This window comes from Oceanobacillus oncorhynchi, assembly GCF_000821065.1.
Lineage (GTDB): Bacteria > Bacillota > Bacilli > Bacillales > Amphibacillaceae > Oceanobacillus > Oceanobacillus oncorhynchi.
On the sequence record NZ_CDGG01000001.1, the window covers coordinates 3,166,384 to 3,192,968 of the forward strand.

The 26,585-nt window shown below is 40.0% G+C and carries 22 protein-coding genes; 19 read left to right on the forward strand and 3 right to left on the reverse strand.

Going from position 1 to position 26,585, the window contains the following annotated elements:
* Positions 1-13: 13 nt before the first annotated feature.
* Both BN997_RS15210 and BN997_RS15215 read left to right on the forward strand, forming a co-directional pair.
* Positions 14-925, forward strand: a complete 912-nt coding sequence (locus BN997_RS15210) for a sensor histidine kinase (RefSeq protein ID WP_042533541.1) — start codon at positions 14-16, stop codon at positions 923-925.
* A 241-nt stretch (positions 926-1,166) separates the two neighbouring features.
* On the forward strand, positions 1,167-2,513 hold the full coding sequence (locus tag BN997_RS15215) for a DUF6612 family protein (RefSeq protein WP_042533542.1): 1,347 nt from the start codon (positions 1,167-1,169) through the stop codon (positions 2,511-2,513).
* A gap of 227 nt (positions 2,514-2,740) precedes the next feature.
* Here the strand turns inward: BN997_RS15215 and BN997_RS15220 are convergent, their stop codons facing one another.
* Positions 2,741-3,496: a hypothetical protein gene (locus tag BN997_RS15220; protein ID WP_042533543.1), complete on the reverse strand. Its 756-nt coding sequence runs from the start codon at positions 3,494-3,496 to the stop codon at positions 2,741-2,743.
* 479 nt (positions 3,497-3,975) lie between these two features.
* Complete coding sequence (locus tag BN997_RS23250) at positions 3,976-4,125, reverse strand: hypothetical protein (RefSeq protein ID WP_175297047.1); 150 nt, start codon at positions 4,123-4,125, stop codon at positions 3,976-3,978.
* 232 nt (positions 4,126-4,357) lie between these two features.
* On the opposite strand from BN997_RS23250, the gene BN997_RS15225 reads away from it, so the two are divergent.
* The 3 genes from BN997_RS15225 (at position 4,358) to BN997_RS15235 (ending at position 7,667) form a co-directional block, all read left to right on the forward strand.
* Positions 4,358-6,523 (forward strand): DNA topoisomerase, encoded by a 2,166-nt coding sequence (locus tag BN997_RS15225; RefSeq protein ID WP_042533544.1) that lies wholly within the window; start codon positions 4,358-4,360, stop codon positions 6,521-6,523.
* Positions 6,524-6,656: 133 nt separating this feature from the next.
* The gene (locus tag BN997_RS15230) at positions 6,657-7,091 is read left to right on the forward strand and encodes a hypothetical protein (protein ID WP_042533545.1); all 435 of its coding nucleotides are present in this window, start codon (positions 6,657-6,659) and stop codon (positions 7,089-7,091) included.
* Between the two features lie 237 nt (positions 7,092-7,328).
* On the forward strand, positions 7,329-7,667 hold the full coding sequence (locus BN997_RS15235) for a DnaJ family domain-containing protein (protein ID WP_052485037.1): 339 nt from the start codon (positions 7,329-7,331) through the stop codon (positions 7,665-7,667).
* A gap of 63 nt (positions 7,668-7,730) precedes the next feature.
* On the opposite strand, the gene BN997_RS15240 is transcribed toward BN997_RS15235, so the two are convergent.
* The gene (locus BN997_RS15240; RefSeq protein WP_042533546.1) at positions 7,731-8,912 is read right to left on the reverse strand and encodes a metal-dependent hydrolase family protein; all 1,182 of its coding nucleotides are present in this window, start codon (positions 8,910-8,912) and stop codon (positions 7,731-7,733) included.
* A 319-nt stretch (positions 8,913-9,231) separates the two neighbouring features.
* On the opposite strand from BN997_RS15240, the gene BN997_RS15245 reads away from it, so the two are divergent.
* The 14 genes from BN997_RS15245 (at position 9,232) to BN997_RS15310 (ending at position 26,302) form a co-directional block, all read left to right on the forward strand.
* Positions 9,232-10,818, forward strand: coding sequence for an ATP-binding protein (locus tag BN997_RS15245; RefSeq protein ID WP_052485038.1), 1,587 nt, complete (start codon positions 9,232-9,234; stop codon positions 10,816-10,818).
* A complete protein-coding gene (locus tag BN997_RS15250) occupies positions 10,815-11,498 on the forward strand; it encodes a response regulator transcription factor (protein ID WP_042533547.1) in 684 nt (227 codons plus the stop codon). Before BN997_RS15245 ends, BN997_RS15250 begins: the two co-directional genes overlap by 4 nt.
* 192 nt (positions 11,499-11,690) lie before the next feature.
* Positions 11,691-12,665, forward strand: coding sequence for a tripartite tricarboxylate transporter substrate binding protein (locus BN997_RS15255; RefSeq protein WP_042533548.1), 975 nt, complete (start codon positions 11,691-11,693; stop codon positions 12,663-12,665).
* Between the two features lie 13 nt (positions 12,666-12,678).
* On the forward strand, positions 12,679-13,131 hold the full coding sequence (locus tag BN997_RS15260; RefSeq protein ID WP_042533549.1) for a tripartite tricarboxylate transporter TctB family protein: 453 nt from the start codon (positions 12,679-12,681) through the stop codon (positions 13,129-13,131).
* A 15-nt stretch (positions 13,132-13,146) separates the two neighbouring features.
* Positions 13,147-14,640 carry a tripartite tricarboxylate transporter permease gene (locus tag BN997_RS15265; RefSeq protein ID WP_042533550.1) on the forward strand — a complete coding sequence of 498 codons (1,494 nt, stop codon included), beginning with the start codon at positions 13,147-13,149 and terminating at the stop codon, positions 14,638-14,640.
* A 675-nt stretch (positions 14,641-15,315) separates the two neighbouring features.
* Positions 15,316-15,735 (forward strand): nucleotidyltransferase substrate binding protein, encoded by a 420-nt coding sequence (locus tag BN997_RS15270; RefSeq protein ID WP_042533551.1) that lies wholly within the window; start codon positions 15,316-15,318, stop codon positions 15,733-15,735.
* Positions 15,728-15,952, forward strand: coding sequence for a nucleotidyltransferase domain-containing protein (locus tag BN997_RS15275; RefSeq protein ID WP_226894955.1), 225 nt, complete (start codon positions 15,728-15,730; stop codon positions 15,950-15,952). The genes BN997_RS15270 and BN997_RS15275 overlap by 8 nt, the downstream gene beginning before the upstream one ends.
* A gap of 417 nt (positions 15,953-16,369) precedes the next feature.
* Entirely contained in the window at positions 16,370-18,154 is a 1,785-nt protein-coding gene (locus BN997_RS15280; RefSeq protein WP_042533552.1) for a sigma-54-dependent Fis family transcriptional regulator, read from the forward strand.
* 144 nt (positions 18,155-18,298) lie between these two features.
* Positions 18,299-19,492: an iron-containing alcohol dehydrogenase gene (locus BN997_RS15285; protein WP_042533553.1), complete on the forward strand. Its 1,194-nt coding sequence runs from the start codon at positions 18,299-18,301 to the stop codon at positions 19,490-19,492.
* A 32-nt stretch (positions 19,493-19,524) separates the two neighbouring features.
* Positions 19,525-20,856, forward strand: a complete 1,332-nt coding sequence (locus tag BN997_RS15290; protein ID WP_175297048.1) for a GntP family permease — start codon at positions 19,525-19,527, stop codon at positions 20,854-20,856.
* 27 nt (positions 20,857-20,883) lie between these two features.
* The gene (locus BN997_RS15295) at positions 20,884-22,344 is read left to right on the forward strand and encodes a CoA-acylating methylmalonate-semialdehyde dehydrogenase (RefSeq protein ID WP_042533554.1); all 1,461 of its coding nucleotides are present in this window, start codon (positions 20,884-20,886) and stop codon (positions 22,342-22,344) included.
* A 173-nt stretch (positions 22,345-22,517) separates the two neighbouring features.
* Positions 22,518-23,177, forward strand: coding sequence for a FadR/GntR family transcriptional regulator (locus tag BN997_RS15300; RefSeq protein ID WP_042533555.1), 660 nt, complete (start codon positions 22,518-22,520; stop codon positions 23,175-23,177).
* Positions 23,178-23,210: 33 nt separating this feature from the next.
* Positions 23,211-24,887 (forward strand): dihydroxy-acid dehydratase, encoded by a 1,677-nt coding sequence (locus BN997_RS15305; RefSeq protein WP_042533556.1) that lies wholly within the window; start codon positions 23,211-23,213, stop codon positions 24,885-24,887.
* A 65-nt stretch (positions 24,888-24,952) separates the two neighbouring features.
* Positions 24,953-26,302, forward strand: a complete 1,350-nt coding sequence (locus BN997_RS15310; RefSeq protein ID WP_042533557.1) for a GntP family permease — start codon at positions 24,953-24,955, stop codon at positions 26,300-26,302.
* The last annotated feature ends 283 nt before the right edge of the window (positions 26,303-26,585 follow it).

Sequence of the window (26,585 nt, forward strand, 5' to 3'; positions counted from 1 at the left end):
AGGAGGGGTGACAGTGAGCAGCTGGTTGATTATTGTTATATTGAGTATATTATTAGTCGTTTGTATCAGCATGCTGCTGTTACTTTATTGGGATATCAGAAGGATAACCAGTCAGCTCAAAGGCATTAATGAGAACTTTGGCACAAACGAACTAATCCGTACAAATACACACAGCAGAGGTTTGCTCCGGTTTATTGAAAATATCAATCAGTTAATTCATCTATTTAAGCAGGATCAACAGCGTAAGCAAAGGAGAGAAGAAGCATTAAAGCAGGAAATCACCAATCTCTCACATGATTTAAGAACGCCGTTAACATCAATAAAAGGATTTTCTGAATTGATGGCAGATCCCTCTTTGTCGGATGCAGAAAAAAAAGATTTTTTGGCTATTATTCAAAAGAAAATTGATCATTTAACGATGATGGTGGATCAGTTTTATGAGCTTTCCCAAATAGAATCTTCGGACCAGAAATTCAGTATCCAGCAGGTATCTTTGAATCAGCTGGTAGTGGATACGATGCTGCTGTTTTACCATGATTTTGAGAAAAATAAGCTGCAGATAGAAATAGACGAGACGGCTGTACCCCCCATTTTAGCAGATGAAAAAGCAGTCCATCGGATTATCAGTAATATTGTTCAAAATGCGTTACGATATGCGGAAAGTTATTTTACCATCAGGCTGGCAGAAGAAGAGGAATGTGTCAGGCTGGAAGCAGAAAATGATATCACCGTATTGGATGACAAAACGGAACTCCATCGGATTTTTGACCGGTCGTATCGGATGGACAGCAGCAGAGCTGGCGGACAGCTAGGATTAGGCTTGCATATTGTCAGGCAATTGGTTATGAAATTAGGTGGTCAGATAGACGCTAAGCTGGAGGATAATAAATTTCAGCTTGTTGTATTATTCAAGAAGTGGTCATAAATCGCATGGAATAAATAATCGCAGGGCGACTAGGGGCAATTCACAGATTTTCATAGAATGATTTCCCGGGTTTTCTTTAAAAAAGTATATAACATGGGTGCTGCCACAGTATTTTGTACTGTGGCATGTTAAATGGGCATTTATACCTTTTTTTCTCTTTCTCTCTAGTCAACCAGTTGTTCTCTCCGTATAATATATGTATAACGTTTACATTAAAAAAGAAGGGAGAGGGAGCTTTATTTTGAAAAATTATATCTTTGGAGCTGGATTCATTATTATTTTATTTTTAGCCGGGTGCTCCGAGCCTGAGGCTGCAGAGGTTTTGGAGGAAATGGAGCAGTTGGAGCAGGATATGACCTCGTTAGACGTGAAGTTTGAAGAAAATATCGAAGGCGAAACGTTATCGGGGAATGGCGTGTTTGACTTTGAAAAGGATATCGATTATTACAACCTGGGGAACTTTGCTCTGTATAGAGACAATAGTGACTTTTTGATGGAAACTGCTGAAGGGGAGGTCATGGAGAGCTTTGCAACAACAACCGCTGATCAGGAGGAACTCGAACATATCTTTAATAATCAATTAGGCAGGATGAAAATGCCATTTGCCTTTTTCGTATCCATAGACCCGGATATTCATAACAAATTTGATATGGAAGCAAGAGATGAAGATTATGTCCTTACATACAATGGGGATGAAACAGATATCGAAGAGTTAGGCAGAGGAATCGCGGAACAAACACTCCGAATTACCGAGGGCTCGGAAAGAGTGGATTTTGACCCCGCCGATTTTGACATTGATAAATTCACACTTGAAATGGTTATTGAAAAAGAGACCAATCATCTGCAGGAAATGGAACAGGAATTTACGTATACGTTTCATGATTTGACGAATGATCAGAATTATTTGTATACATACTCTAATCATAATGATGCTGAACCAATTGAAATTCCGGCAGTCACTGTGACAGCAGAGGATACAGAGCCCGCAGATGCGGAAACAACAGATATAAGCGAGGAAGAGAGGGAAACACTGGAAACAGGAGCATCGGATTATTTGGATGCACTTATTCAGGCGACGGTCTTCCAGGATGCGGAAGCCTCTATCGAGCGTTTGCCAGACACTTATTCGGAAGAAGAGAAAACAACAGAAGCTGAGACACAGCGGGATATGTTCAAGGATATATATATCCAAAACACGGAACGAAATATGCAAGGGACCAATGTGACAGAACAAGAAATTATCGAATTAGCGGATGCTGTGATGTATGCATTGTCTACTGCGGATTATGAGATTGTTGAAGCACAGGCGGAATCGGCAGATAGTATTATGGTTACGGTTTCCATAGAAGGAATCAGTGATACGTCCATTTATCAGGAAGTAGACCAGGAATTGCTTGAGCTTATTGAAAATGGTGACATTACACGTGAAGAAGTTGATTCGAAAACCATCGAGCTGTTGATTGAAAAATATAATGCCATCGATACGCTCCTGCCTCCTGTAGAGCTTACTGTCCATGTGATGCAAAATCCTGATGGCAGCTATGTCGTTATCGCGCAGGATCAATATTTAGCAGGATTTTTTCAATAAAGGATAACGAATGCCTTAGTTGGGGCTGGGACTGCGATTACTCGCCCCATCAAAACCGACTTGGTACCTAAAAATTTTTACTACATTGAAATTCTTCTTCGTTAAAATTTTATGCTTTCCTAACGTGTAAATAAAAGATAAGGCGGCTGGAATAGATACTTTCCAGCCGCCTTATCTTTAATCGATATTATATTCAATCAGGCTTTCTGCAAGAATCCCCAATCGTCTTAATCAATAATATACATTTTTTCAATAATAGCTATAACATCTTCCTCTTCACCAGGCTCAATGGTGACCGTCTCGGTATTTTCAATCATCTCTCGCATATCTTCCTTTACCTCTTCTAAATCAACATCATCCGGACGAGGCATTCCTCCGTACCAGCGATTTCCATATGGAATGTCATATACATTAATGGTACCGTCTCCATTTCCGCTATACGTAATCATGCCATCTGCGATACGGGAACCGGAGACCTGAATCACCTCTTCCGGGTAGCTGATATCATTTTCTTCATCGTTGGGATCAAGCGGGGTGCCGGCTGGAATATGTTCGACGTATAGTTCATCGATATCTTGATTTGGCCCAAGCTGCAGCCAGACGCGGGCATACTCAATTTCTTCGGAAGAATAGTCCGATAATGCCTGATCGTTCCCCGCTTCTTCGTCTTCCGAAGAACTATCGTTACTTTCTTCCTCTTCAACAGAGCTATCTTCCGAAGCATCTGTTTCTGCTTCATCACTTGACTGATCATCAGAGTCATTTTCGGAGGAATCTTCCGATGAGTTATCTGATTCTGAAGGGTCTTCTGATTCCTCTCCATCCGGTAAGTCTTCATCGTCTGCTGTACCCGGTTCTTCAGTAGTTTTATCTGTGGCAGAACCAGAGTTATCTTCATTATTTGTATTGTCTGAACAGGCAATAAGCAAAAAAATGAGAGGCAGCAGAAGACTGTAGCAGGAGAATTTTATATGTTTTTTCATTTTTAGACTTTCCTTCCTTTTGTGTAATTTCAATTCAATAAATAGGTAAGTATGTTAAATTAATCATAAAGTATTCTAGCCGGGTTGTAAAACTTCGATAGTCAAAGTAAATGGACATATAGAATTGTAAAAACTATTGGGAACGGGTTTGGCGACAGGAGCATAAAAAGAAATATTTGCACTAGAAAGAAATACGCAGGATTTTAACCAGGTACGGGCTTTGTTTTGAAGAAAAATACAGTGGCAGCAGAAGCGATAAAAAATGGAATCAGGCTGTGAAGGAATTTTTAAAGAAGATGTTTTCAGGCAGGGAAATGATGAAGATATAAAGCGGACAGGGCTTCTTTGACCCTCGTCTGTTTTTAGTATAATGGATAGCAACAAACATTTCCATATAAATATGAAAAAAGGGAAGCGGTTTTACAACTAGGCAACAAAAAAGCTGAGTCAACTGGTCACTCAGCCCTTTCGTAAAGATGCTACCTTTTTCGTTTGTTTTTCTTATTGTCTAAGTTCAGAAATTCACTATTTTCACTCGCAAACTCTGTATCATTGCCTGTCTTATTGTGTTTATTGCGATTATTTTGCTTTCCTTTATCCTTGTTGCGATTTTTATTTTGCTCAGACATGGGGGCACCTCCTGTAAGTAAATATGGTGATTACAATCACCAATGAAGCTAGTTTAACCATATAACGATAAATTATAAGCGAGCACGAATGATAAACTGCGGTTTTAGGTATCTATTAGAAAAAAAGTGAAATCTATGGCATAATAAGATATCGAACGAATGTTTCTAATATAAAAAAATGATAGCGAAAAACCAGCTGATATGGCTTTTAAGGAAAGGCGATGAATTCGAAATGGGAGTCCGATTAATCTTAGCAGAGAAACCATCTGTCGCAAAAAATATTGCAGATGCATTAAATATAAAATCGAAGAAAGACGGTTATTTTGAAGGGGAGCGCTATGTGATTACCTGGGCATTTGGCCATCTTGTCGAGCTGTATGATGCAAAGGACTATGATGGGAAAATGCGAAGCTGGAAAATGGATAATTTTCCTTTTATCCCTTCTGAATTTAAATATAAAGTGAAAAGCAATCCAAGAAATCGGGCGCAGACAGATGGCGGAGCTGCAAAACAGTTAAAAACGATTCATGCTTTAATGAAGCGGAATGATGTGGACGAAATTATTTCAGCATGTGATTATGACCGGGAAGGACAGCTGATTGCAGACAGTATCATCTATCGGGGCGGGGTGAAGCCAAAGGTAGCTGTATATCGCCTGCTTTTAAATGAATGGACGCAAAATGAAGTACTGCAAGGCCTGGAAAATCTCCAATCAAACGATAGGATGAAGCCGTTGCGCGATGCGGGAATCAGCAGACAATGGGCAGATTGGGTTATCGGTATTAACCTGACATCCGTGGCAACGTTAAAATATCAGCAGGGTAAAAGCAAAGCGTTAAATATAGGCCGGGTGCTACTCCCAACTCTAAAAATAATCTATGACCGCGATCAAGAGATTGAAAATTTTAAGCCAGAGGATTATTTTAAACTGACTGCAACCTTTCAAACGGCGGCTAACCACGAATACGAAGGGACTTATGTCGAAAACAAAGAGGATAAATTTAAGAAAAAAGAGTTATTGGAGCCAATTAACGAAGTGATTCAGAACAAACAAGCCATAATTACCGATAAGCAGGTGGAAAAGAAAAAGGAATTTCCGCCGTTTCTATTCAATTTATCCAATTTGCAAGGGTTTATAACGAATAAGTTCAAGGGATGGACATCTGATAAGGTATTAAAGGTGGCTCAGTCACTTTATGAGAAAAAACTGATTACCTATCCGCGAACTGCGAGTACTGCCTTAGAAGAAAGCCTGGTTGGAAAAACAGCCCATGTCTTAAAGGTGCATTCCGAAGAGCTTCCTTATAAGGATGAAATGAAGTTTATGAAAACAAAGCGTGTCTTTAATAACGCAAAAGTGGAAAGTCACAGCGCAATCATTCCCACTTATATGAAGCCTAAACGGCTCTCGGCAGATGAAGGAATTGTCTACACAGCCATCAAAAACCGCTTTATTATGCAATTTATGCCGATAGCAGAATATGAAGAGACAAAGCTGACTACCAAAATTCTGGATGTGGATTTATCTGGTGTTTTCCATTCAAAAGGGAAGGTACAGCTGGTAGAAGGATGGAAAAAGGTAGAGAATATCCAATCTAAGGATACCCTGCTGCCATCGGTGGAGAAGCAGGAGCGTGTCCAGGTGAGCGATTCTGAGGTCACTTCCCATGTTACCAAGCCGCCGAAGCATCATACTGAAAGAACCTTGCTGCGTGTCATGGAAACATGCGGGAAAAGCTACCAGGAGGATGAAAGCGAGGAGCTGATGGGCAGTATTTTGACCGGTTTTAGTATTGGCACTGCTGCAACAAGAGCTGAAACCATTAAAAAGTTGAAGGATATAGGCTATATTACAACGGAAAGTAAGCATTTGCTTTGTACAGAGCTTGGTAAACGGCTGGTTACCACTTTTCCTGTAAAAGATTTATTTGATTTAGAGTTCACCGGACGTCTTGAAAAAGCCTTATCGGATATTCAAAAAGGAAAAGCGGGCAAGCAGGAATTTCTCCGGCTCGTTTTTCATTTTACATCAGAATCCGTTGAAACAATCAAGCATGGAGAGGACGTTATTATCAATAAGGTAACGCAGACACGGGCAACCAATGAAGTAGTGGGAACCTGTCCGCAGTGCGGAGGCAAGGTAATAGATGGCTATAAAGCCTTTAGCTGCAACAACCGAAAGCAGGGCTGTACATTTGCCATTTGGAAAAATGATAAATATTTAGCTTCGATGCGGAAGAAGCCGACGAAAACCATGGTGAAAAAACTGTTGAAGGATAAGAAAGTCTTTGTGAAAGGTCTGACAAGTAAAAAAGGAAAGAAATTCAATGCTTATTTAAGCTATGAAAAGAATAAAGAAAATGACTACTACAGCTGGAATATGGAGTTTTCAAAGTAGGTTCTTCGAAGTTTTCAAGCTTTTAAAGTGAAAGTAGTGTATACTAAAGAGTAGAGGTAGCATTATTTAATAAACGGAGATTTTAAGAATGATATTTACCATGCTAAATTTTCCTCTAGACAGGATGACAAACATGAAAAAAGTTATCGTAAGTACAAAGGAAAATCTGGATTATGGTACTTTAATATGGATTTACGCAAACAACCGTAAAGTTTATCGCAGCAGTAAAAGCATTGATTCCGAAATGCCGTTCCATCATTACGATTCGCATTATATGGGAATGATGGAAGAACTGTACAGAGATCAGGAAAAACATCCCCTTTTATTTAAACAGATGATTGAGGAATCGAACCGGATTTTTGGCGTTTGCCTGAATAAACGCCGTAATGAGGATGGTTCCAGAGATATGAAGGTTCTTTTCTTTTCAGATTGGGACAGCGTCCAGGACTTTGCTGAAGATACTTATCCAAAGCTTGTAAAAGCAGAAGTAAAGCGAAGGAAAGAAGCCAAACAAAAATGGCTGGAAAGAGGGAAGCTCTTCTCCGAAAAGAAAAAAATGTCACAATAGATGTTACTGCAATGCAGTCTGGCTGCTCCATGAGGTATTTTACTTTATGGGGCAGCTTTTTTATGTGGAGATAGTTGTTAAGAAAGCATAGCACGTTTCATTTTATTTATAATAAAGAAGATTAATAGCGCGATATATAATTAAACAGTATACTGAAAAGTAGAAGTATTATTTAAATTCACTTGATCTTAATGGTTCATTGGATTGCTTAAACAAATAAGAGCAGGGGGGATTTATTTGGAAAGGAAATACAATGATTTAATTGGAGATATGATTAAAGAGAACGATTATAGCTATGAAAAGAATTTGCCGGGAAAGGGAAAACCGCTAACGAAGGATTATATGGAAAAGGATACGTTCCAGCATTTTCAAAAAATAGCGAAGGATGCAGGCTATTTACCGCCATGGTTGAAGCTGCAAAAGGAAATCAGTGTATTTGTGCAGGAAGCTCAAACTGAAAAGGATATTAAGAAAATAAATAAACAAATAAAAATGCATAATCGCATTTGTCCGCCTCCAATGCAAAAGAGCTTTATCAGTTTAACTGATTTGGAAAACGCAAAAAAAGTGTGGTGAATATAAACAACTGGACTTGCAAGATATATCTTACCTTTGCAAGTCCAGTTGTTTTCTGTAGAGTTATTCTACTTTCTTCCCTTTTTTATAAACAATTTTATCCGCTTGGACAGCTTTGATATCCTCCAATGGATTTTCTTCAATAATAATAAAATCAGCAAGCTTGCCTGTCTCAATAGAGCCTGCATAATCATTTATTTTCAACAGTTCTGCTGCATTGATAGAAGCTGATTGTAATGCCTGCAATGGTGTTAAACCAGCATCGACCATCTGTTCAAGCTCTTGAGAGGGCCCTTTCTCAAAGTCATTATAAGCAGTTCCGGAGTCTGTCCCCATTGCGATTTTAATTCCAGCCTTCGCTGCTTTGCCAATACTTTCAATATGTGCTTCTTGAACAGCAAGTGATTTTTTTACCATAAAATCAGGCAGTTTTTCCGGATGTTGATTGATTGCCCAAGGTGCCATTAAGGTTGGAACAAGATAAGTATCATTATCCAGCATCATCTGGATGGCTTCATCATCTAAATAAATCCCATGTTCAATCGAATCTACTCCAGCACGGATGGCGTTTTTGATTCCTTCTGTTCCTTGAGCATGTGCACAGGCAGTATAGCCTTTATGATGTGCCTCGTCCACCGCAGCACGCATTTCCTCGACGCTAAGCTGAACATCATTAGGTGTTTCCCCATCCATACTGACGCCGCCGGTTGCCATGACTTTAATATTTCGTGCTCCATTTTTAATATTGGTGCGGGCATGTTTACGAATCTCATCTACGCCGTCCGACTCCCATCCGAGTTCTACGCCATGCCCGCCTGTCATTACGATGGCAGGACCGGATCCGATAATTCCAGGGGCTGTTATTTTATTTTCTTTTTCTAATTTAGATAACTGTAAATCAATGTTGTCAGAAGAACCAACATCACGTATATACGTAACGCCGTGTTTTAAAAGTTTATTCAGGTTATCAATTGCAATATACGTGTTTACGACGGCTCCCGTCTGAGATGCATTGACCGAAGAAAGGCCGCCGATTTTGAAGAAAGGATCTAAGATAATATGCGTGTGGGCGTTGATTAAGCCGGGCATGACATATTTCCCTTTTAAGTCGATCGTTTCATCTGCGTTTGCTGTTTCTTTGTTGATAAATTGGCCTGCTTCTGTATCTACAGCAAAGTCAATCCCTTCAAAATCCGTATTTTTGCCGGTAAACACCTTGGCATTTTTAAATAAGATGGTTGTCATTCTTGTCTCTCCTCGTGATAGGTTTTTCTAAGGGTGTGTGAAATATTTTAGAATAAAGAACAATATATCATAAAAAGAGAAGAAATTGTGAGAAAAAGTTCTAGTTAAATTGAGGAGATGTTATAAACCTACTATGTGTATTTTGTTTGTAAGGGTTTTCTTTCATGTGACAAGAACAAAAGAGATAATCCATATTGTATATAGAAACAGGGCTACAACGAATCTAGTTCTCTTGCCCCAACACCAGATTTCCGATAAACTGATAATGCCATTACATAAAACGAAATAGACTCATGGATCAATAGAAAAGGAGGTATAAATGTTTTCTTTGATTAAAAATATGACGATTCGAAAGCGGATTGTCTTTATATTTCTGACTTTATCTACTTTTCTTATTTTATTATTTATTTCTGTGTTTGCTTATTTTGAGATTGGCAATGCCCAGGATACATACAAGCAATTATCCAGACAGACGGCTAATGGACTGGCCTTTATGCCGGCTTTGGAGGAAGCTGTCAGCAGCAGTGACCATGACGAATTACAGGGAATTATTGACCGTGTGCGGCTGCAGGCAGAAAATCCGGTTGTGACCGTAGTTACACGAGACGGAGAATATATTATCCATCCAGATGAAAACCACATCGGTATAACGGAAGAAACAGAGCAATTTGACCAGACGCTGTTATATGGCTCTTATGTGACAGAGTCTGGGGAAGGGGCGCTTGGACCTGCTATTATGACCACTGCACCAATCTATGAAGAGGTGGATGCCAATGGCGGGGAAAGAATTATCGGTGCGGTTACAGTCGAGTATTTGGAAGAATCGATCAACGCTATCATAGTAAGTAAGCTCACAAGATTAGTTATCGTGGCATCCATTGGGATGATTCTTTGCGTTGGCGGAGCGTTGTTTTTAGCCAGAAGTATTCAGGAGGATACGCTGGGCATTGAGCCTGCAGTTATCGCAGAAATGTTCCGTGAGCGGGAGGCCATGTTAAACGCAGTAAAAGAAGGGATTATTGTGATTGATGATAAGCAAGCGATTTCCTTGATTAATCCCTCTGCGAAGGCATTACTAGATTCATCGATGGAGCTCCGGCAGTCGATTCAACTGCTTGGCCTGCCGGAGACGCTTTTCTCTGGAAAGCCGAGCTATGATGAGGAAAAAGTCTACCAAGGGAAAACATTTATTACGAATTGCATTCCTTTATATGAAAATAAACAGATTGTCGGTGCGATTTGCAGTTTTCGAGATAAAACAGATATGAAGCAGCTTCAAGAAACAGTGATGCAGATAGAGGGCTATGCAGATAGCCTGCGTGCCCAGACACATGAATTTAAAAATAAGATGTATGTGCTGTTGGGGTTAATCCAGCTTGAGCAATATGAGGAAGCGTTAAAAGTGATTCAGGAAGAAACCGCTGATAAGCGACAAGCATTCCCAATGTTAAAGAACATTAAAGACCCTGGAGCGCAGGCAATTTTATTAGGGAAACTAGCGAAGGCGGCTGAGAAAAAAATAGCACTTATCATAGAAGAAGCAAGTCATCTGGATAAAACGAAAATAGCTGCTGCAGATATGGCTATCATGCTTGGCAATTTATTAGATAACGCCATGGATGCTGTACTAGAATCGGAGGAACAGAGAATCACCGTGATGGTTACTGATGTTGGAAGTGATATTGTGATAGATATAGAAGATACAGGGCCGGGAATGACGAAAGAACAGACTGGGCAGATTTTTACCAGAGGATATTCCAGCAAAGGGGAAAATAGAGGCTATGGTCTGTTTCATGTCTATGAAGCGGTGAAAAAGTATTGTGGAGAGATGGAAGTGACTTCCCCAGCTGAAGGTGGAACTGTGTTTTCTATCTATTTACCAAAAGGAGAAGAGGTGAAAAAATGAATGTGGTTATTGCAGAAGATGATTATCGGGTAGCTTTATTGCATGAAAAGTATCTGCAGGCTTTTTCAGAGATCACAGTTGTTGGCAGAGCGCTGAATGGCAAAGAACTCAAGGAGCTGATAGAAAAAGAGAAAGTAGATCTGATCATCCTTGATATTTATTTTCCTGATATATTAGGGACAGAATTGCTTCATTACCTGCGAATGCATTCTCCGGATCTGGATATTATTATGGTCTCTGCATCTACAGACCGGCAGCATTTGCAGCTGGCAAAACGTTATGGCGTATACCAGTACTTAATTAAACCAGTGACGGTGGATGATTTTACAAATACGGTAAAACAATATGTAAAGGATCGGATATGGTTTGAAGAAACGGGAGAATTTAAAGCGAACGATACCGATTATTTTTTGACAGGGGGATACCAGCGAAGCATAGAAGAAAAAGGGACAAATATGCCTTTGCCGACAGGGATTGATTCCATTACATTAGAAAAAGTAAAAGCAGCGTTAAGGGAGCATCCAGAAGGGGTAACCATCGATAAGATGTGCCAGCTGGTCGGGATTTCAAGAACAACGGCCAGACGATATTTGGAGCATATCGTATCTGACGAAGAAGCTACTACCATTTTAAATTATGGGGTTATCGGCCGGCCGGAAAGAAGATATATTTTACAGTAAAACCTCAAAACATCCTGGTATCAGGGTGTTTTTTTATTCTCTTTTTTTCACTTAATGGATAAAAAGGACGAAAAGGCATTAAAGAATGTTAAGTGAATAAAATTCGAAATATTGTTTTTCCTCTTTGGGTTTGCAATAATTACCCTATCATTGAAAGCGTTTACTTAATTATTTATTTTGAGAGGTGTTGACATGAAGCGTTTATGCTTATTATTTATTGGCTGTATTCTTCTGGCAGGATGTTCAGAGAATACCAGTGAAGGGAAAGGGACCTTTCCTGAAAAAAACATAGAGATTATTGCTCCGGCAAGTCCGGGCGGCGGATGGGACAGGACAGCGCGTTCTGCACAGCGGGCGATGAATGCGGACGGGACCGTAGAAGAGGATATTACAGTAGTGAACAAGCCTGGAGGCGGCGGGGAAGTAGGCTGGCAATATTTGATGCAGCAGGATGCGCATTTTGCTGCATTAAATTCCAGTCTATTAATTACAGGTCCATTGCTTGGTCAGACAGAATTAACCCATGAAGAATTTACGCCATTAGCCATGTTATCTACGGAATGGCTTGCTGTGGCAGTCCGGGAAGATGCAGGGATTGACAGCGGTACAGAGTTATTGGAGCAGTTGAAGGAAGATCCAAAGTCGCTGGTGATTGGTGTCAGTCCATCTTTAGGAAGCGGGAATCATCTGGCCTTTGTCCAAGCTGTGATTGAATACGGCATTGATCCGACAGAATTACAGTTCCTTGTTTACAGCAGCGGCGGCGATATTATGAATGCATTACTTGGCGGACACATCGATGTCACCAGCAATTCGTTATCTGACCTGTCCGAACAATATTTAGCAGGAGAAGTGGATATATTAGCTGTTACATCGCCAGAAAGACTAGACGCATTTCCGGATATACCAACCTGGAAAGAGCAGGGTATTGATATGGAATTTCCGCATTGGCGCGGAATCATGGGCCCTCCGGGAATGAGTGAAGAGGAAATTGCTTCCTGGGACCTTTATTTGAGTGAAATGGTAGAAACAGAAGAATGGCAAACAGATTTAGAGAATAATAATTTGGAAGAATTCTATATGAACAGTGAAGAAACAAAGGAATTTTTACAAGATCAAAATGAATTTTTTGAAGGTATAGTAGAGGATTCTGGCTTAACGCCTTAGGAGGGAAAATAGGATGCAGGTAGCAATACGGTATGCCATGCCTGTCATGTTTATTATTGGCAGCGTTATCTATGGCACGATGATTATACAATTAGATCCGGCAACATTAGGCAACCCGGATGGACCAAAGTTTTTTCCTTTATTTGTTTGTGCTGGATTGCTGGTATTTTCTATCGCAGATTTAGTCAATGTACGTAAACAAATATATGCGAAGAATAAAGATTTAGAGCTGATTGCCCAGCTGAAATCATTTAAATTAATTGCAATCATTATTGGAATTTGCGTGATATATACGCTTATTTTTGAACATGTCGGTTATTTGATTGCAACGATATTATTTATGGGAGCACTTATGTTTTATTTAAACGGAATGAAGAAATGGCTCTTAAATGTAGTTGTAACACTGGTTGTTTCTGTTTCAACCTGGTATGGCTTCACAGAGCTGCTGCAAATAAGTCTGCCTTAGAGGAGGAGTGCGAGAATGGATGTAAATATTATTTTAGATGGATTATGGACAGCGCTCCAGCCTGCTAATTTGTTATGGCTTTTACTTGGAGCAGTTCTTGGTACAATTGTCGGTATTCTGCCGGGGCTTGGAGCGGCAACAGGAGTGGCAGTGCTTATTCCATTAACGTTTGGAATGGAGCCGGTCAGCGCATTGATTTTAATGGCAGCGATTTACTACGGAGCTTTATTTGGAGGCTCCCGCAGCTCTATTCTGATTAATACGCCGGGAGATGGTTCTTCGATTGCAGCTACGTTTGACGGATACCCGATGACGAAGAAGGGGCTGGCAGGGCAGGCGATGTCTATTGCTGCGATGGCTTCGCTGATTGGCGGTGTGATGGCAATCTTCGGATTTATCTTTTTAGCAATACCGCTGGCAAATTTTGCATTAAATTTTGGGCCGGCTGAGTTTTTGCTGTTGTTCCTATTTGCCTTATCTGCTGTGGTGACCTTATCGCAAGGAAATATTATTAAAGGCTTTTTAACCATGTTTTTAGGATTGGGTATCAGTACAATCGGAGTGGATTTGCAATCCGGCGTACACCGCTTCACCTTTGGATTGCCGCATTTAACAGATGGTATTAATTTTATTGTGATTATCATCGGTATTTATGCCATAGGGGAAGTGCTTTATAATTTACTTAAACCGCAATACTCTGGAAAATCAAATGGGCAGGACATCGGGAGCAAGTGGTTTACGAAGGAGCAGTGGAAGCGATCGCTTGCCCCGATTATCCGAAGCGGCCCGATCGGATTCTTCCTCGGTGTACTTCCCGGTTCTGGCGGAACGATTGCTTCTTTGTTATCTTATAGTACAGAAAAACAAATATCCAAAAATAAAGATGAATTCGGCAAGGGTGCTGTAGAAGGACTGGTTGCACCAGAATCCGCAAACAGTGCATCGGCTGTCGGCTCGCTGATTCCGATGCTGACCATGGGGATACCTGGGTCCGGGACAACAGCAGTGATGCTGGGAGCACTTGTTATGATTGGAATCACACCGGGACCTTTGTTATTTGAAAATAGTCCGGATACGATTTGGACGCTGATCAACAGTATGTTTATTGGAAACATTATCTTAGTAATTATTAATATCTTAATGGTCGGTATGCTGGTGAAAATCTTAAAAACACCGCCGAATGTGCTTTATCCGATTGTTCTTATTCTTTCCTTCTTAGGGGCATATACGCTTGGATACAGTACAATTGATTTTTATATTTTAATTATTGCCGGTGTTATTGGGTTGTTGATGCGTATTCTGAATTACCCTGTTGTACCGTTAATTCTTGCTTTGATTGTTGGAGGAGATATGGAGCAAAATTTCCAGAGAGCAATGATTGTTTATGATTCTCCAATGGATATTTTATTTGCTTCTCCGATTGCGATTGTTCTTGCTTTGCTGACTGTTTTATCCCTTTGTTATCCATTGATTGCGAAGGTTTTTAAGAGAAGAAAGGCAGTGAAATAAAATATCATATACAAAAAAGCGAACATCTATTATTAACAAATAGGTGCCGCTTTTTTTGTTTGTAATTCTTTCGCACATTAAAAAGTAATTTCAATTCTATAGAAACAGGCGTTGATCGTTCCTTCGATAACACCCTTGACAAAGAATAAAAGGTGAAGTGTAAAGCACCGCTGTGGCGAACCATTTTGCTTTCCGACGTACAAATGTTTTCGATGGGACGAGTAATCGCAGTCCCAGGACGTACTAGTGCAGACGTTGCAACAACTCTTTTCGATGGGGTGAGTAATCGCAACCCCAGGACGTTGCGATGTTAGTCTGCCTAGGGGCACGCTCTTCAGCTAACTTTTGCCAAGAAGAGCACTTGGCAAAAGTGAATCTTCAGATGGTGCTGATTCCTCAGGAGTCAAAAGTCAAAACGATCCGCCTCTGCTAGCAGGATATTCTATCCGTGAAAAACAACTCACCAAATAGACGTTTGATCAGATAGAACATATTTTATATGCTTTTGATAAAATATTTGGGAATATTTTAAAAGAGTAGTACGACCTAATGAAAAAGTATTTAACTCTGCGAACTATTTTGAATTACCATCGGTCTGCCCATATAGCGTGCATTATAGTAAAATACATAACAATAAACTTGTTGCGTTTAAATATATAGAGGGAGCAATAATATATGTCGGCAAGAAAGACATTGCAGAGCTTAGCTAACTTGGAGAAAGCAATCGGAAGACTGGAAGATGCTCTAAATGAAGGTGCAAAGAATAGCTTGTTTATCGATGGAACAATTCAACGTTTTAAGACTGCGTTTGAGCTTTATTGGAAAACGTTAAAACGAATGCTTGAAGAAGAAGGGATTGAAGCAAAATCCCCCAGAGAGACATTAAAACAAGCATATGCAGTAGATTGGATTCAAAATGAACAAGCTTGGCTGCAAATGCTCCGTGATAGAAATGAAACCTCCCATGTATATGATGAAAAGAAGGCAAGAGATATTTATGAAAATATTGCAGGTTATTTCCCTGAAATGAAGGAGACCTTTAAATTTCTAAAAGAAAAGTATAAAGAAGGAGGGAGTGGATTTTACGATGATTGAGCAAAAAATCATAAATCAGTTAACTCATGTTGGTCAACGTATCAATACCATTCATAAAATTATTCTTTTTGGATCAAGAGCTGTTGGGGATTATACACTAAAATCTGATATTGATTTAGCATTTGTTGCTCCAAATATGACGAAGGAAGAATGGGTGGAATTAACATTTGCTTTAGAAGAGGAGTTAGATACATTGCTATTTTTGGATTTGATTTAAGTATGAAGATGCTCCAGAAGAGTTAAAAGAGGAGATTTTGAAAAGCGGAAGGGTGATTTATTCGGAAGGAGCAGTTATTGATAAAAAGACTTCTTAGAAGCAAATACACTTAACTATAGCATAGTTGATTTTTATATTTTAATTATTTTATTGCCTGTGAGATAGATTTATTATTGAATGCAGGAGGAGGAAGGCAGTGAAATAAAGAAGATTTCAACATGTAAACACAGTATCTATGGTGATTTCTACATCGATAGATGCTGTGTTTTTTAACGTATACGAAACATTATTTGTACGGTTATCACAGGTGAAATTGAAATGAATTCTCTTATAAGACTATGGTATACTCAGTTGTAGAAGCATAATCAAGATAATATAATCAAAGCATTTAGCATTATATTTTTGGAGGAAGATAACATGCTGCAAATGAATTCACAAGAGCTATTAAATGAAGAAAATGGTCAAGCCGGCAATTGGATGAGAAGGAATCCGGAGATCATTTATTTAAATGAAACTGTAAAAGCTGCAGCAGCGCTTCTTCATAATTTGGCAGCCGATTTCCTTCCTGTTGTAGGGGAATCTATGAATCCGGTTGGAATCATTACGTCCAAAGCAATCCTGAAAGCGTACCTGGATGGGGAAAACGAAGCGTCGATTGCGAATTATATATCACAGGAGGATTTTTCGATTATTCGAGCCGATGAGTTCATCATCGATTTTTATAAAATGCCGTATACTTACTTTTTTGCAGTTAATGAGAAGCAGCAGCTGACAGGCGTATTAACAAGAAAAGAAATACAGCAATGTTTATCGTTTTATATGAACGAGCTGAGTCAAACCTCTCATACTGCCGAAATTTTGGATGTTATTCTTGAAAGCGCTTATGAAGGGGTTGCTGTTGTTAATCAGGAAGGAATCATTATTGAGTTTAATGAAGCCTACAGCCGTTTTACTGGAATTGATCAGAAGGATGCTGTCGGACGACCAGTACAGGAAATTATTGAGAATACCAATCTGCATCATACAGCCAGAAATGGAATGCCGGAGCGGGGAGTTATCCAATACATCCAAGGGCAGCCGATGGTGGTGCACCGGATACCGATATGGAGAGAAGAAAAGCTGGTGGGCGCAATCGGGATGCTTATTTTTGAAGGCGTAACAGAGCTATATCAAATCTATGATCGGTTTTTGGAAAAAACGATGCAGACAGCTGTAAATAAAGACAGAGTGAAGCAGCCTTTGCAGGAGAACAGAATAGAGCATGCATCGATTGAAAAAATTAAGGGATCCAGTGAACAGATAACGGATGTGAAGCGGATTACCCGAAAAGTTGCCAAAACAGATGCAACCGCTTTAATCACAGGGGAAAGCGGAACTGGGAAAGAAATGTTCGCTAAAAGCATCCATGAGCTGAGTTATTATCAACATGGTCCATTTATCAGTGTCAACTGCGGCGCCATACCGGAGCAGCTTTTTGAGTCTGAAGTATTTGGCTATGCAGATGGTGCCTTTACAGGTGCGAGAAAAGGCGGGAAACCGGGAAAGTTAGCATTAGCTAAAGGAGGGACACTGTTTTTAGATGAGATTGGTGAAATGCCTGAGATGATGCAGACAAAATTATTGCGTGTGCTGCAGGAAAAGGAATTTGAACGGGTAGGAGCAGTTCAAAAAGAAAAGCTGGAGGCAAGAATCGTTGTAGCGACAAATCAGAATTTGTTAGAAATGGTTCGGGAGGGAACCTTTAGAGAGGATTTATATTATCGGATCAACGTTATTGAAATCCCGATACCGCCGTTAAGAGAGCGTCCGAAAGACATCCCGGTACTGATTTCTCATTACTTATCGAGTTTGTGTAAGAAATATGATGTTCCGGATAAAGAAGTAACACCTGAAGCAATGGCTGTTTTTATGAATTATGCCTGGTATGGAAATATCCGAGAGCTGATAAATACAATGGAAAAGTTAGTTATTTTAGTTGAATCCGATACCATCGATGTAGACCATCTTCCAAACTATTTGAAGCGTTTTGACCTGCTGGAGACGCCTTACGTCTTCCAGCGGGAAGTGAAGAATAAAGAAAAAGAAGTTCTGATGAAAGCGCTGGAAGAGAACAGAGGCAACAAATCAAAGGCAGCGAAGGAACTCGGGATGCACCGTACGACATTATATAAAAAAATGAAAAAGCATGGTTTGGATAAATAGTGTAGCAGAATAACTACAACTTTTCAGTGAAGTGTAGCTGTTTAGCTACACTTTTTGTTTTAAAACGCTTACAGCAGAGCTCTAAAAATTTGGCATGATTTTTGCTATTTAAAAAGTGAAAGAAAGAGAGAAGGAGAGATACTTATGGGAGAGAGTAATGTGTTTCGTACACCACAGACTATTCATTATGGAAAAGATGCTTTTAAAAAGATAGGGAAGGAAGCATCGGAAAAAGGGCAGAAGGCGCTGATTATCAGTGACCGTATCATGGAGAAGCTTGGTTATGTCAGCGAGTGCAGTGATATCCTTTTGCAGGGACGGATTGAAAGCGCTGTCTATTTAGGGGTTGAATCAGAGCCGACAGATGTTTATGTTGCTGAGGCATTGGAATTATGTAAAAAAGAAAAATGTGATGTCGTTATTTCCGTAGGTGGAGGCAGCTGTATTGATACGGCCAAGGCAGTAGCTGTCGCTGCAGTAAATGGGATTTATATTGGAGAGTATATGGGTGGAAAGAAACAAATAGAGCAGCAGCCGCTTCCGCATATAGCAGTGCCGACTACAGCCGGAACAGGTTCAGAAGCAACAGATGTTACCGTAATCACTGATACAACGAATGATGTCAAGATGATGATTAAGCAGCCATTACTGATGCCGAATGTAGCGATTGTAGACCCTGTTCTAAGCATATCATCGCCTAAATCCGTTACAGCTGCTACCGGGATTGATGCTTTAAGTCATGCGGTGGAGGCTTATATTTCGAAAAAAGCACAGTCCATGACAGACACGCTGGCTTTATCGGCGATTGAACAAATCGTAAAGAATATAAGAACGGCCTATAACGAAGGAGAGAATGTGGCTGCCCGGGAAGCAATGTCTATTGGATCCATGCAGGCGGGGATGGCTTTTTCCAATGCCTCGGTGTGCTTAGTGCATGGTATGTCCAGACCGATTGGAGCGTTGTTCCATGTACCGCATGGGATTTCTAATGCAATGCTTCTTCCTGCTGTGCTTGATTTCAGCAGAGATGATTGTGTGAATCGATTAGCTGATTTAGCGAAATTTTTTGATGCGGACGCAGATAGGCTTTCTAAAGAGGAAGCTGCAGATCTGACGGTTTATGAAGTAAAAAAACTGTGCTATGAGTTAGATGTTCCTAATTTACAAGGCTGGGGAATCGATCAGAAGAATTTTGAAGCAGCTGTCAGTAAAATGGCGGAAGATGCAATGGCAAGCGGCAGCCCGCAAAATAATCCGAGAGTACCAACAAAAGAAGAGGTAGAGGAGCTTTATCATGTTTGTTTCTCGTATCAGTTTAGCATAGAAAAAACGTCGTAATAGAAGGGATGATATCAAGGGGGATAAATGGGATGGAAATAATCAGTTTTATCGGATTGATAGCTGCGCTTGCTTTGCTCGTCTATCTGACAATGAAGGGAATTCATATTATCGTTGCTGCGCTGATCAGCTCAGTAGTTATAGCTGTTACAGGGGGATTGAATTTAGAAACAGCATTACTGGATAATTATATGACGGGCTTTACAGGGTATTTTGCTTCATGGTTTTTAGTATTTTTATTGGGTGCTATTTTTGGAAAGTTTATGCATGAAACCAAATCAGCGGAAAGTATTGCCCAGTGGATTAAAAAGAAATTCGGCGTCAAACGGGCCGTGTTTGCCGTGGTAGCGGCAGCAGCAGTGATGACATATGGAGGGGTAAGTTTATTTGTAGTTGGCTTTGCGGTCTACCCAATTGCTGTTTCCCTGTTCCGTGCGGCCAATCTGCCGCATCGTTTTATTCCTGCTGCACTTATTTTTGGATCGATTTCGTTTACGATGACTGCACCGGGATCACCGGAAATACAAAATATTATTCCAACAGAATTCTTTGGAACTACACCGACAGCAGGCGGCTGGATTGGAGTTTTATGCTCCCTGCTGATTATGATTGCCGGCGGATTGTACCTTGGATCAATGGTGAAGAAAGCGGTTGCCGGCGGGGAAGAATTTTCTCCTCCAAAATCCGTTCTGGAAAAAGAAAAAGAGGAGGCAGCTGCCGCTGTGGAAGAAAATGAATCACAGGCGCTGCCGAATATTGTGGTTGCTATTTTACCTCTCTTTTTAGTTATTGTTTTACTAAATATATTAGGTCAGTTTATGAACCCGACAACGGCATTATTAATTGCATTAATTGTAGGGATTGCTGTTTCCTGCTTAACGATGTTGAAATTTCTTAAGGAATTTTGGAGTTCAATGGCAGCAGGAACACAAAATGCACTGGTTGCACTGGCAAATACCTGTGCGGTCGTTGGTTTTGGAAGTGTTGCCGCAGAGGTATCGGCATTTGATACCTTGATAACTGGACTTGTTAATCTGCCTGGACCGCCATTATTGGGACTGGCTATTGGGGTAACGGTTATTTGCGGAATTACTGGTTCGGCCTCTGGCGGATTAGGGATTGCACTGCCTATTCTAGCGCCTATTTATTTAGCGCAAGGAGTAGACCCTGGTGCAATGCATCGTATTTCTGCGTTAGCATCCGGCGGTCTGGATTCGCTTCCGCATAATGGAGTCGTTGTTACGACGGTAAGAGCTATTTGCGGCGAGACGCACAGCCGGGCATATAAACCCGTTTTCCTTGTTAGTATTATTGTTCCAAGTATCGTATTAGTATTGGCGATTGTGCTTTACAGTCTTATTTAATAAAGAATATTACAGGAGGTTTTTTCATTGACACAGACAACAGTAGAAACATTAAAAAATTATGTAGGCGGAAAATGGATCGAAGCGAAAACAGCAAAAACAGAAGAGGTAGTGAACCCGGCGACAGGAGAAGTGCTTGCTCACGTGCCGTTATCTACTTTAGAGGATATTAATTATGCAATAGAAACAGCTGCAGAGGCATTTGAAACCTGGAAAGAAATTCCGGTACCAAAACGTGCCCGGATTCTATTTAAATACCAGCAGCTTCTTGTTGATAATCATGAGGAACTGGCAAAGCTGATCACTCTTGAAAATGGTAAAAACTTTGCGGAAGCGTATGGAGAAGTACAAAGAGGAATCGAAAATGTAGAATTCGCAACAGGAGCGCCGTCATTGATGATGGGAGAGCAGCTTGCTTCGATTGCAACAGAGTTGGAATCCGGATTATACCGTTATCCAATCGGAGTTATTGGAGGAATCACACCGTTTAATTTTCCAATGATGGTGCCGTGCTGGATGTTTCCGATGGCGATTGCGACTGGAAATACGTTTGTAATGAAGCCTTCTGAACGGACACCGCTGCTTGCCAATCGTTTAGCGGAATTACTGGAAGAAGCTGGTCTCCCGGGCGGTGTGTTCAATATTGTTCACGGCGCACACGATGTCGTAAACGGATTATTAGATCATCCGCAAGTGGCAGGGATTTCATTTGTCGGTTCGCAGCCGGTGGCCGAGTATGTCTACAAGCGCGGGACGGATAATTTAAAACGGGTACAGGCTTTGGCAGGCGCAAAGAATCATTCGATTGTTCTGCAGGATGCCAACCTGGATAATGCTACAACACAAATTATGAATGCGGCATTTGGTTCGGCTGGCGAGCGCTGTATGGCAGCTTCTGTAGTAGCAGTAGAGGACAGCGTTGCAGATGAATTTATCAAGCTTTTGACACAAAAAGCCAATGGAATTCAAATTGGTAATGGTTTAGATGAAGGAATTTTCCTTGGACCAGTGATACGTGACAAGCATAAAGAACGTACGTTAAGCTATATCGAAGCTGGACAAGAAGAAGGGGCTAATCTGGTCCGGGATGGCCGAAAAGATGAAGCTGTGAAGGAAAAAGGCTATTTTGTCGGTCCGACCATTTTTGATCAAGTTACTTCGGAAATGAAGATATGGCAGGATGAGATTTTTGCGCCTGTATTATCTATCGCTCGTGTGAAGGATTTAAGTGAAGCAATTGAACTGTCTAATCAATCACGCTTTGCGAATGGAGCATGTATTTTTACCAGAGATGGGGGAAGCGTCCGTCAATTTCGGGAAACCATTCATGCAGGAATGCTTGGTGTGAATATTGGTGTACCGGCGCCAATGGCATTTTTCCCCTTCTCCGGGTGGAAGGATTCGTTTTATGGGGATTTACATGCCAATGGGAAAGACGGGTTACATTTCTATACGAGAAAGAAAGTTATTACGACGAAATGGGTGTAAGGAGAAAGAGAGGTCGCTGTATTTTTGCAGCGGCTTCTTTTTTTTGTTTGTAAGCAAGCTTCTAGTCATCAAATAAGTAAAATAGATTTTATAATTTTTAAAATAGTATATTGCAAAGCTAACTTATCTGATGTATATTATATTCATCAGATAAGTTGAGAGGAGGTATCTTTTTGAGAGGGAATTTTAACACAGTATACGATAAATTAAAAGACGAAATTATGAGCGGAAGTCTTGAGGAAGGCACAAAGTTACTTTCTTTGGCTAAGTTATCTGATAAGTATGATGTTGGCGTGTCTACTGTCAGAGAGGTATTGAGAGCGCTGCAAAGCCAGTCTTTTGTTAAAATCGAGCAAGGAAGAGGCACATTTGTTACATACGATGCAAAAAGAAGCAATGACTCTATATCGAAATCAGAAGTAAGAGATTTAATGGATTTAACCAGTTTTAGAACAATGGTGGAACCTTCTTTTGCTGGAATTGCTGCAGTACAAGCATTTCAATTTGAGATTGATTTAATTGTTGAGTCAGCAAATAAGATGGCGGAGTTAGCTAAAAAAGGAGAAGACACCAAAGAAGAGGATTTAACTTTTCATCTATTAATAGCTAAAGCAACGCATAATGCTTATACGATAAAATTTTATGAGGATTTTCAAGAGCAGTTATCGATGGGAAGAAAACATACCAATGTTCCAGGAATGATTGAAAAGGCAGCACATTATCATTTGATGATAGCGGAAGCAATCAGAACTAGAAATAGCAGTCAGGCAAAGATGTACATGCAGGCGCATATGGAATCAAATGAAGAATTAGCTTTAAATTTGTTATTCTAAATTTCTTAATTTTTAACAACGAGGTGAACTGTTTTGAAAAGGGTTACATCATATGGAGACAAAGGATTTAGTGAGTATATAAAAATGGCGTTTCAAAGAAATCTTGGATATGACGAGAATGATTATAATAAGCCTATTATTGGGATATGTAATACGTTTAGTGAAATCAACAGATGTCATGCACATTTAAAACCGATAATTAATTCTATAAAAAATGGAATTTTAATGGCAGGAGGGATTCCTCTTGAATTTCCAACGATTTCTGTTGGAGAAATGTTTACCAGTCCTACTACGATGCTGTATAGAAATCTAGTAGCGATGGACACGGAAGAAATGATAAGTGCACAGCCTATTGATGGTGTTGTTCTTATTGGAGGCTGTGACAAAATGGCCCCAGGACAATTGATGGGAGCTTTTAGTGCCAATAAACCTGCCATTCTATTTACTGGAGGTCCGATGGAAAATGGTGAATATAAAGGGAAGACTCTGGGAGCCTGCAGTGACTGTAGACATTATTGGCAAGAATACAAGGCAGGGACAATCTCGGAGAAAGAATTATCCGAGATAAATGCCCAATTAGCTCCAACAAATGGACATTGTATGGTCATGGGATCAGCGAGTACGATAGCTGCTTGTTCAGAGGCATTAGGCATCATGCTTCCAGGGAGCTCTACTCCTCCAGCTACAGTGAATGAACGATTAAGAATGGCAAAAGAAACAGGAAAAGCTATCGTTAATTTAGTGGAAAAAGATATAAAACCTGCCGATTTTATTACGAAAAATTCATTTGAAAACGCTATCACCACTTTAATGACAGTAGGCGGTTCAACCAATACGGTTATACATTTAATAGCAATAGCTAAAAGACTTGGGATTGATTTAACATTAGATGACTTTGAAAAAATATCGCAAAGAACTCCGATATTAGCTAATTTAAGACCGGCAGGAGAATTCCAAATGCAAGAATTTTATCATGCGGGAGGCGTTTCTGCATTATTAACAGAGTTAAAACAGCTGCTGCATTTAGAAGAATTAACGGTTTCGAATAAAACGCTTGGAGAAAATATTGAAGGTGCAGAAGTAATAGAAGAATATAGAAAGATAATTAAACCATTTCATAAGCCGCTTTATAAAAATGGAGGGATTAAATTATTAAAAGGGAATCTAGTACCTTCCGGGGCAATTATAAAGCCCAAAGCAATAGCAAACCCTAAATTAATGAAGCATACTGGAAAAGCTATCATATTTGATTCCATACAAGAGATGGAGGAGAAAATAAATGATGATAATTTGCAGGTAGATGAAAGCAACGTGTTGGTATTAAGAAATGCCGGACCCGTTGGTGCGCCTGGAATGCCAGAAGCGGGAGGGATCCCTATTCCCAAAAAACTTTTAAAAGAAGGAATCAGGGATATGGTTCGAATTTCAGACTGCCGGATGAGTGGAACGGCTTCCGGTACCGTGGTTCTTCATGCTGCACCTGAAGCCGCTGTTGGAGGGCCGTTAGGTCTTTTGAAAAATGGAGATAAGATACATTTGGATATAGAAAATGGAATTCTTGAAGTACTGGTTTCTGAGGATGAATTACAAAAGAGAAAAGAGTTTTGGAAGCCTCCTGTATTTAAAGAAGGACGAGGCTATCCCCAGTTATACAGAAATCATGTTCTTCAAGCCTCAGAGGGGTGTGATTTTGATTTTTTACTCCCTTAAGCAATAGTAATCTAGTGAATACCCTTGAATAGAGCAGTATATAAAAGAAGGAGGATTAATATTTTATGGAAAGTACTGCGTGGATTATTACGGTAGGAATACTAGCGATGGTAATATTACTTTTTCTGATTATCAGAACAAAGCTTCAAGCCTTTTTAGCCCTGATTATAGCCAGCTTATTTGTAGGGCTAGCTGTTGGCATGCCGCCGCAGGAATTATTGGCACATATCGAAGAGGCGATGGGTGGTACGCTTGGTTTTGTGGCATTAATTATTGGAATTGGAACAATATTCGGGGAAGTATTGAGAGCATCCGGGGCATCTGAAAAATTGGCTTTAACCTTGATGGACAAATTTGGAGAAAAGAATATTGTCTGGGCGCTAGGGGCAAGCGGATTTCTGATTTCTATAGCTGTTTTTATTGATGTTGCTATCGTCATATTGGTTCCGTTAACCTATGCCTTAGTAAGGAAATCAAAAAAATCATTACTTTATTATGGAATTCCTTTAACAGCTGGTCTTAGTGTTACGCATACGTTTATTCCTCCAACACCCGGACCTATTGCAACTGCAAGTATAATCGGTGCTGATTTGGGTTATGTCATTTTATTTGGAGTAATTGCAGGTATCCCAGCCATGATAATTGCCGGACCGCTTTTTGGAAAATTTATATCGAAAAAAATTCATGTAGATGTTCCTGAACATTTTAAAGAATCAGAGGTAAACTATGATCCAGATAAACTGCCGGGATTTGCCGGTGTTGTTATTATGTTGATTGCACCGCTGATTTTAATTTTAGGAAATACTACGGCAGATTTATTATTGGATGAAGGGAATATAGTTAGAGAAATTCTGATGTTTATTGGAAATCCTATCATTGCCTTATTAATTGTAAGTCTTTTAACCATATGGTTATATGGAACAAGGCGAGGTTTTACTAAAGGGGAACTGCAAAAAATAACTACAAGAGCTTTAGAACCGGCAGGGATAATCATTTTGATAACTGGTGCTGGAGGAGTATTTGGACAAACGTTGATAGCTACTGGAATTGGAGACATTCTTGCAGATTCAATGCAGCAAATTAATATGCCGATTATCTTATTCGGATTTATCACTGCAGCATTAATTCGAATTACACAGGGATCAGGAACAGTATCAATGATTACTGCTGCCAGTCTGGTTTCACCTTTAATCCAGCATTTTGATGTCAGTGAACCAATGCTAGGATTGGTAACAATCGCAATTGCTTGTGGAGGGACTGCTTTTTCTCATGTGAATGATTCCGGTTTTTGGATGGCGAATAGATATTTTGGAATGAGTGTAGCCGACACGTTAAAGTCTTGGACAGTTATGAAAACGTTAGTTGGATTAACTGGATTAGCAGTTGTTTTAATATTAAGTTTATTTATAAAGTAAATATAGAGTGCTCCATCGATCTTATGCCTTTTAGAAATATATAAGATGGATGGAGTTTTTATTTAAAGAATAGGAAAGTATATAAAAAAGCTGAAGATAGCCGCTCCAACGGGTTTCATGGGGTGAGTAATCGCAACCCCAGAAATACACTCCGCTTTCCGTGGGCTTGAGCTCAGCCTCCTCGAAAAAAGAAGTTCGCTTTTTTCTGCGGGGTCTTCGCCCTGCGCATTCCCACAGGAGTCTCCGTGTATTTCTTCTGGGACTGCGATTACTCGTCCCGTCA

Excerpts from the sequence above, each read along its gene's own strand:
- BN997_RS15220 (WP_042533543.1), bottom strand. The coding sequence starts at position 3,496 with ATGAAAAAACATATAAAATTCTCCTGCTACAGTCTTCTGCTGCCTCTC.
- BN997_RS23250 (WP_175297047.1), bottom strand. The coding sequence starts at position 4,125 with ATGTCTGAGCAAAATAAAAATCGCAACAAGGATAAAGGAAAGCAAAAT.
- BN997_RS15225 (WP_042533544.1), top strand. The coding sequence starts at position 4,358 with ATGGGAGTCCGATTAATCTTAGCAGAGAAACCATCTGTCGCAAAAAAT.
- BN997_RS15230 (WP_042533545.1), top strand. The coding sequence starts at position 6,657 with ATGAAAAAAGTTATCGTAAGTACAAAGGAAAATCTGGATTATGGTACT.
- BN997_RS15240 (WP_042533546.1), bottom strand. The coding sequence starts at position 8,912 with ATGACAACCATCTTATTTAAAAATGCCAAGGTGTTTACCGGCAAAAAT.
- BN997_RS15245 (WP_052485038.1), top strand. The coding sequence starts at position 9,232 with ATGTTTTCTTTGATTAAAAATATGACGATTCGAAAGCGGATTGTCTTT.
- BN997_RS15250 (WP_042533547.1), top strand. The coding sequence starts at position 10,815 with ATGAATGTGGTTATTGCAGAAGATGATTATCGGGTAGCTTTATTGCAT.
- BN997_RS15255 (WP_042533548.1), top strand. The coding sequence starts at position 11,691 with ATGAAGCGTTTATGCTTATTATTTATTGGCTGTATTCTTCTGGCAGGA.
- BN997_RS15260 (WP_042533549.1), top strand. The coding sequence starts at position 12,679 with ATGCAGGTAGCAATACGGTATGCCATGCCTGTCATGTTTATTATTGGC.
- BN997_RS15265 (WP_042533550.1), top strand. The coding sequence starts at position 13,147 with ATGGATGTAAATATTATTTTAGATGGATTATGGACAGCGCTCCAGCCT.
- BN997_RS15270 (WP_042533551.1), top strand. The coding sequence starts at position 15,316 with ATGTCGGCAAGAAAGACATTGCAGAGCTTAGCTAACTTGGAGAAAGCA.
- BN997_RS15275 (WP_226894955.1), top strand. The coding sequence starts at position 15,728 with ATGATTGAGCAAAAAATCATAAATCAGTTAACTCATGTTGGTCAACGT.
- BN997_RS15280 (WP_042533552.1), top strand. The coding sequence starts at position 16,370 with ATGCTGCAAATGAATTCACAAGAGCTATTAAATGAAGAAAATGGTCAA.
- BN997_RS15285 (WP_042533553.1), top strand. The coding sequence starts at position 18,299 with ATGGGAGAGAGTAATGTGTTTCGTACACCACAGACTATTCATTATGGA.
- BN997_RS15290 (WP_175297048.1), top strand. The coding sequence starts at position 19,525 with ATGGAAATAATCAGTTTTATCGGATTGATAGCTGCGCTTGCTTTGCTC.
- BN997_RS15310 (WP_042533557.1), top strand. The coding sequence starts at position 24,953 with ATGGAAAGTACTGCGTGGATTATTACGGTAGGAATACTAGCGATGGTA.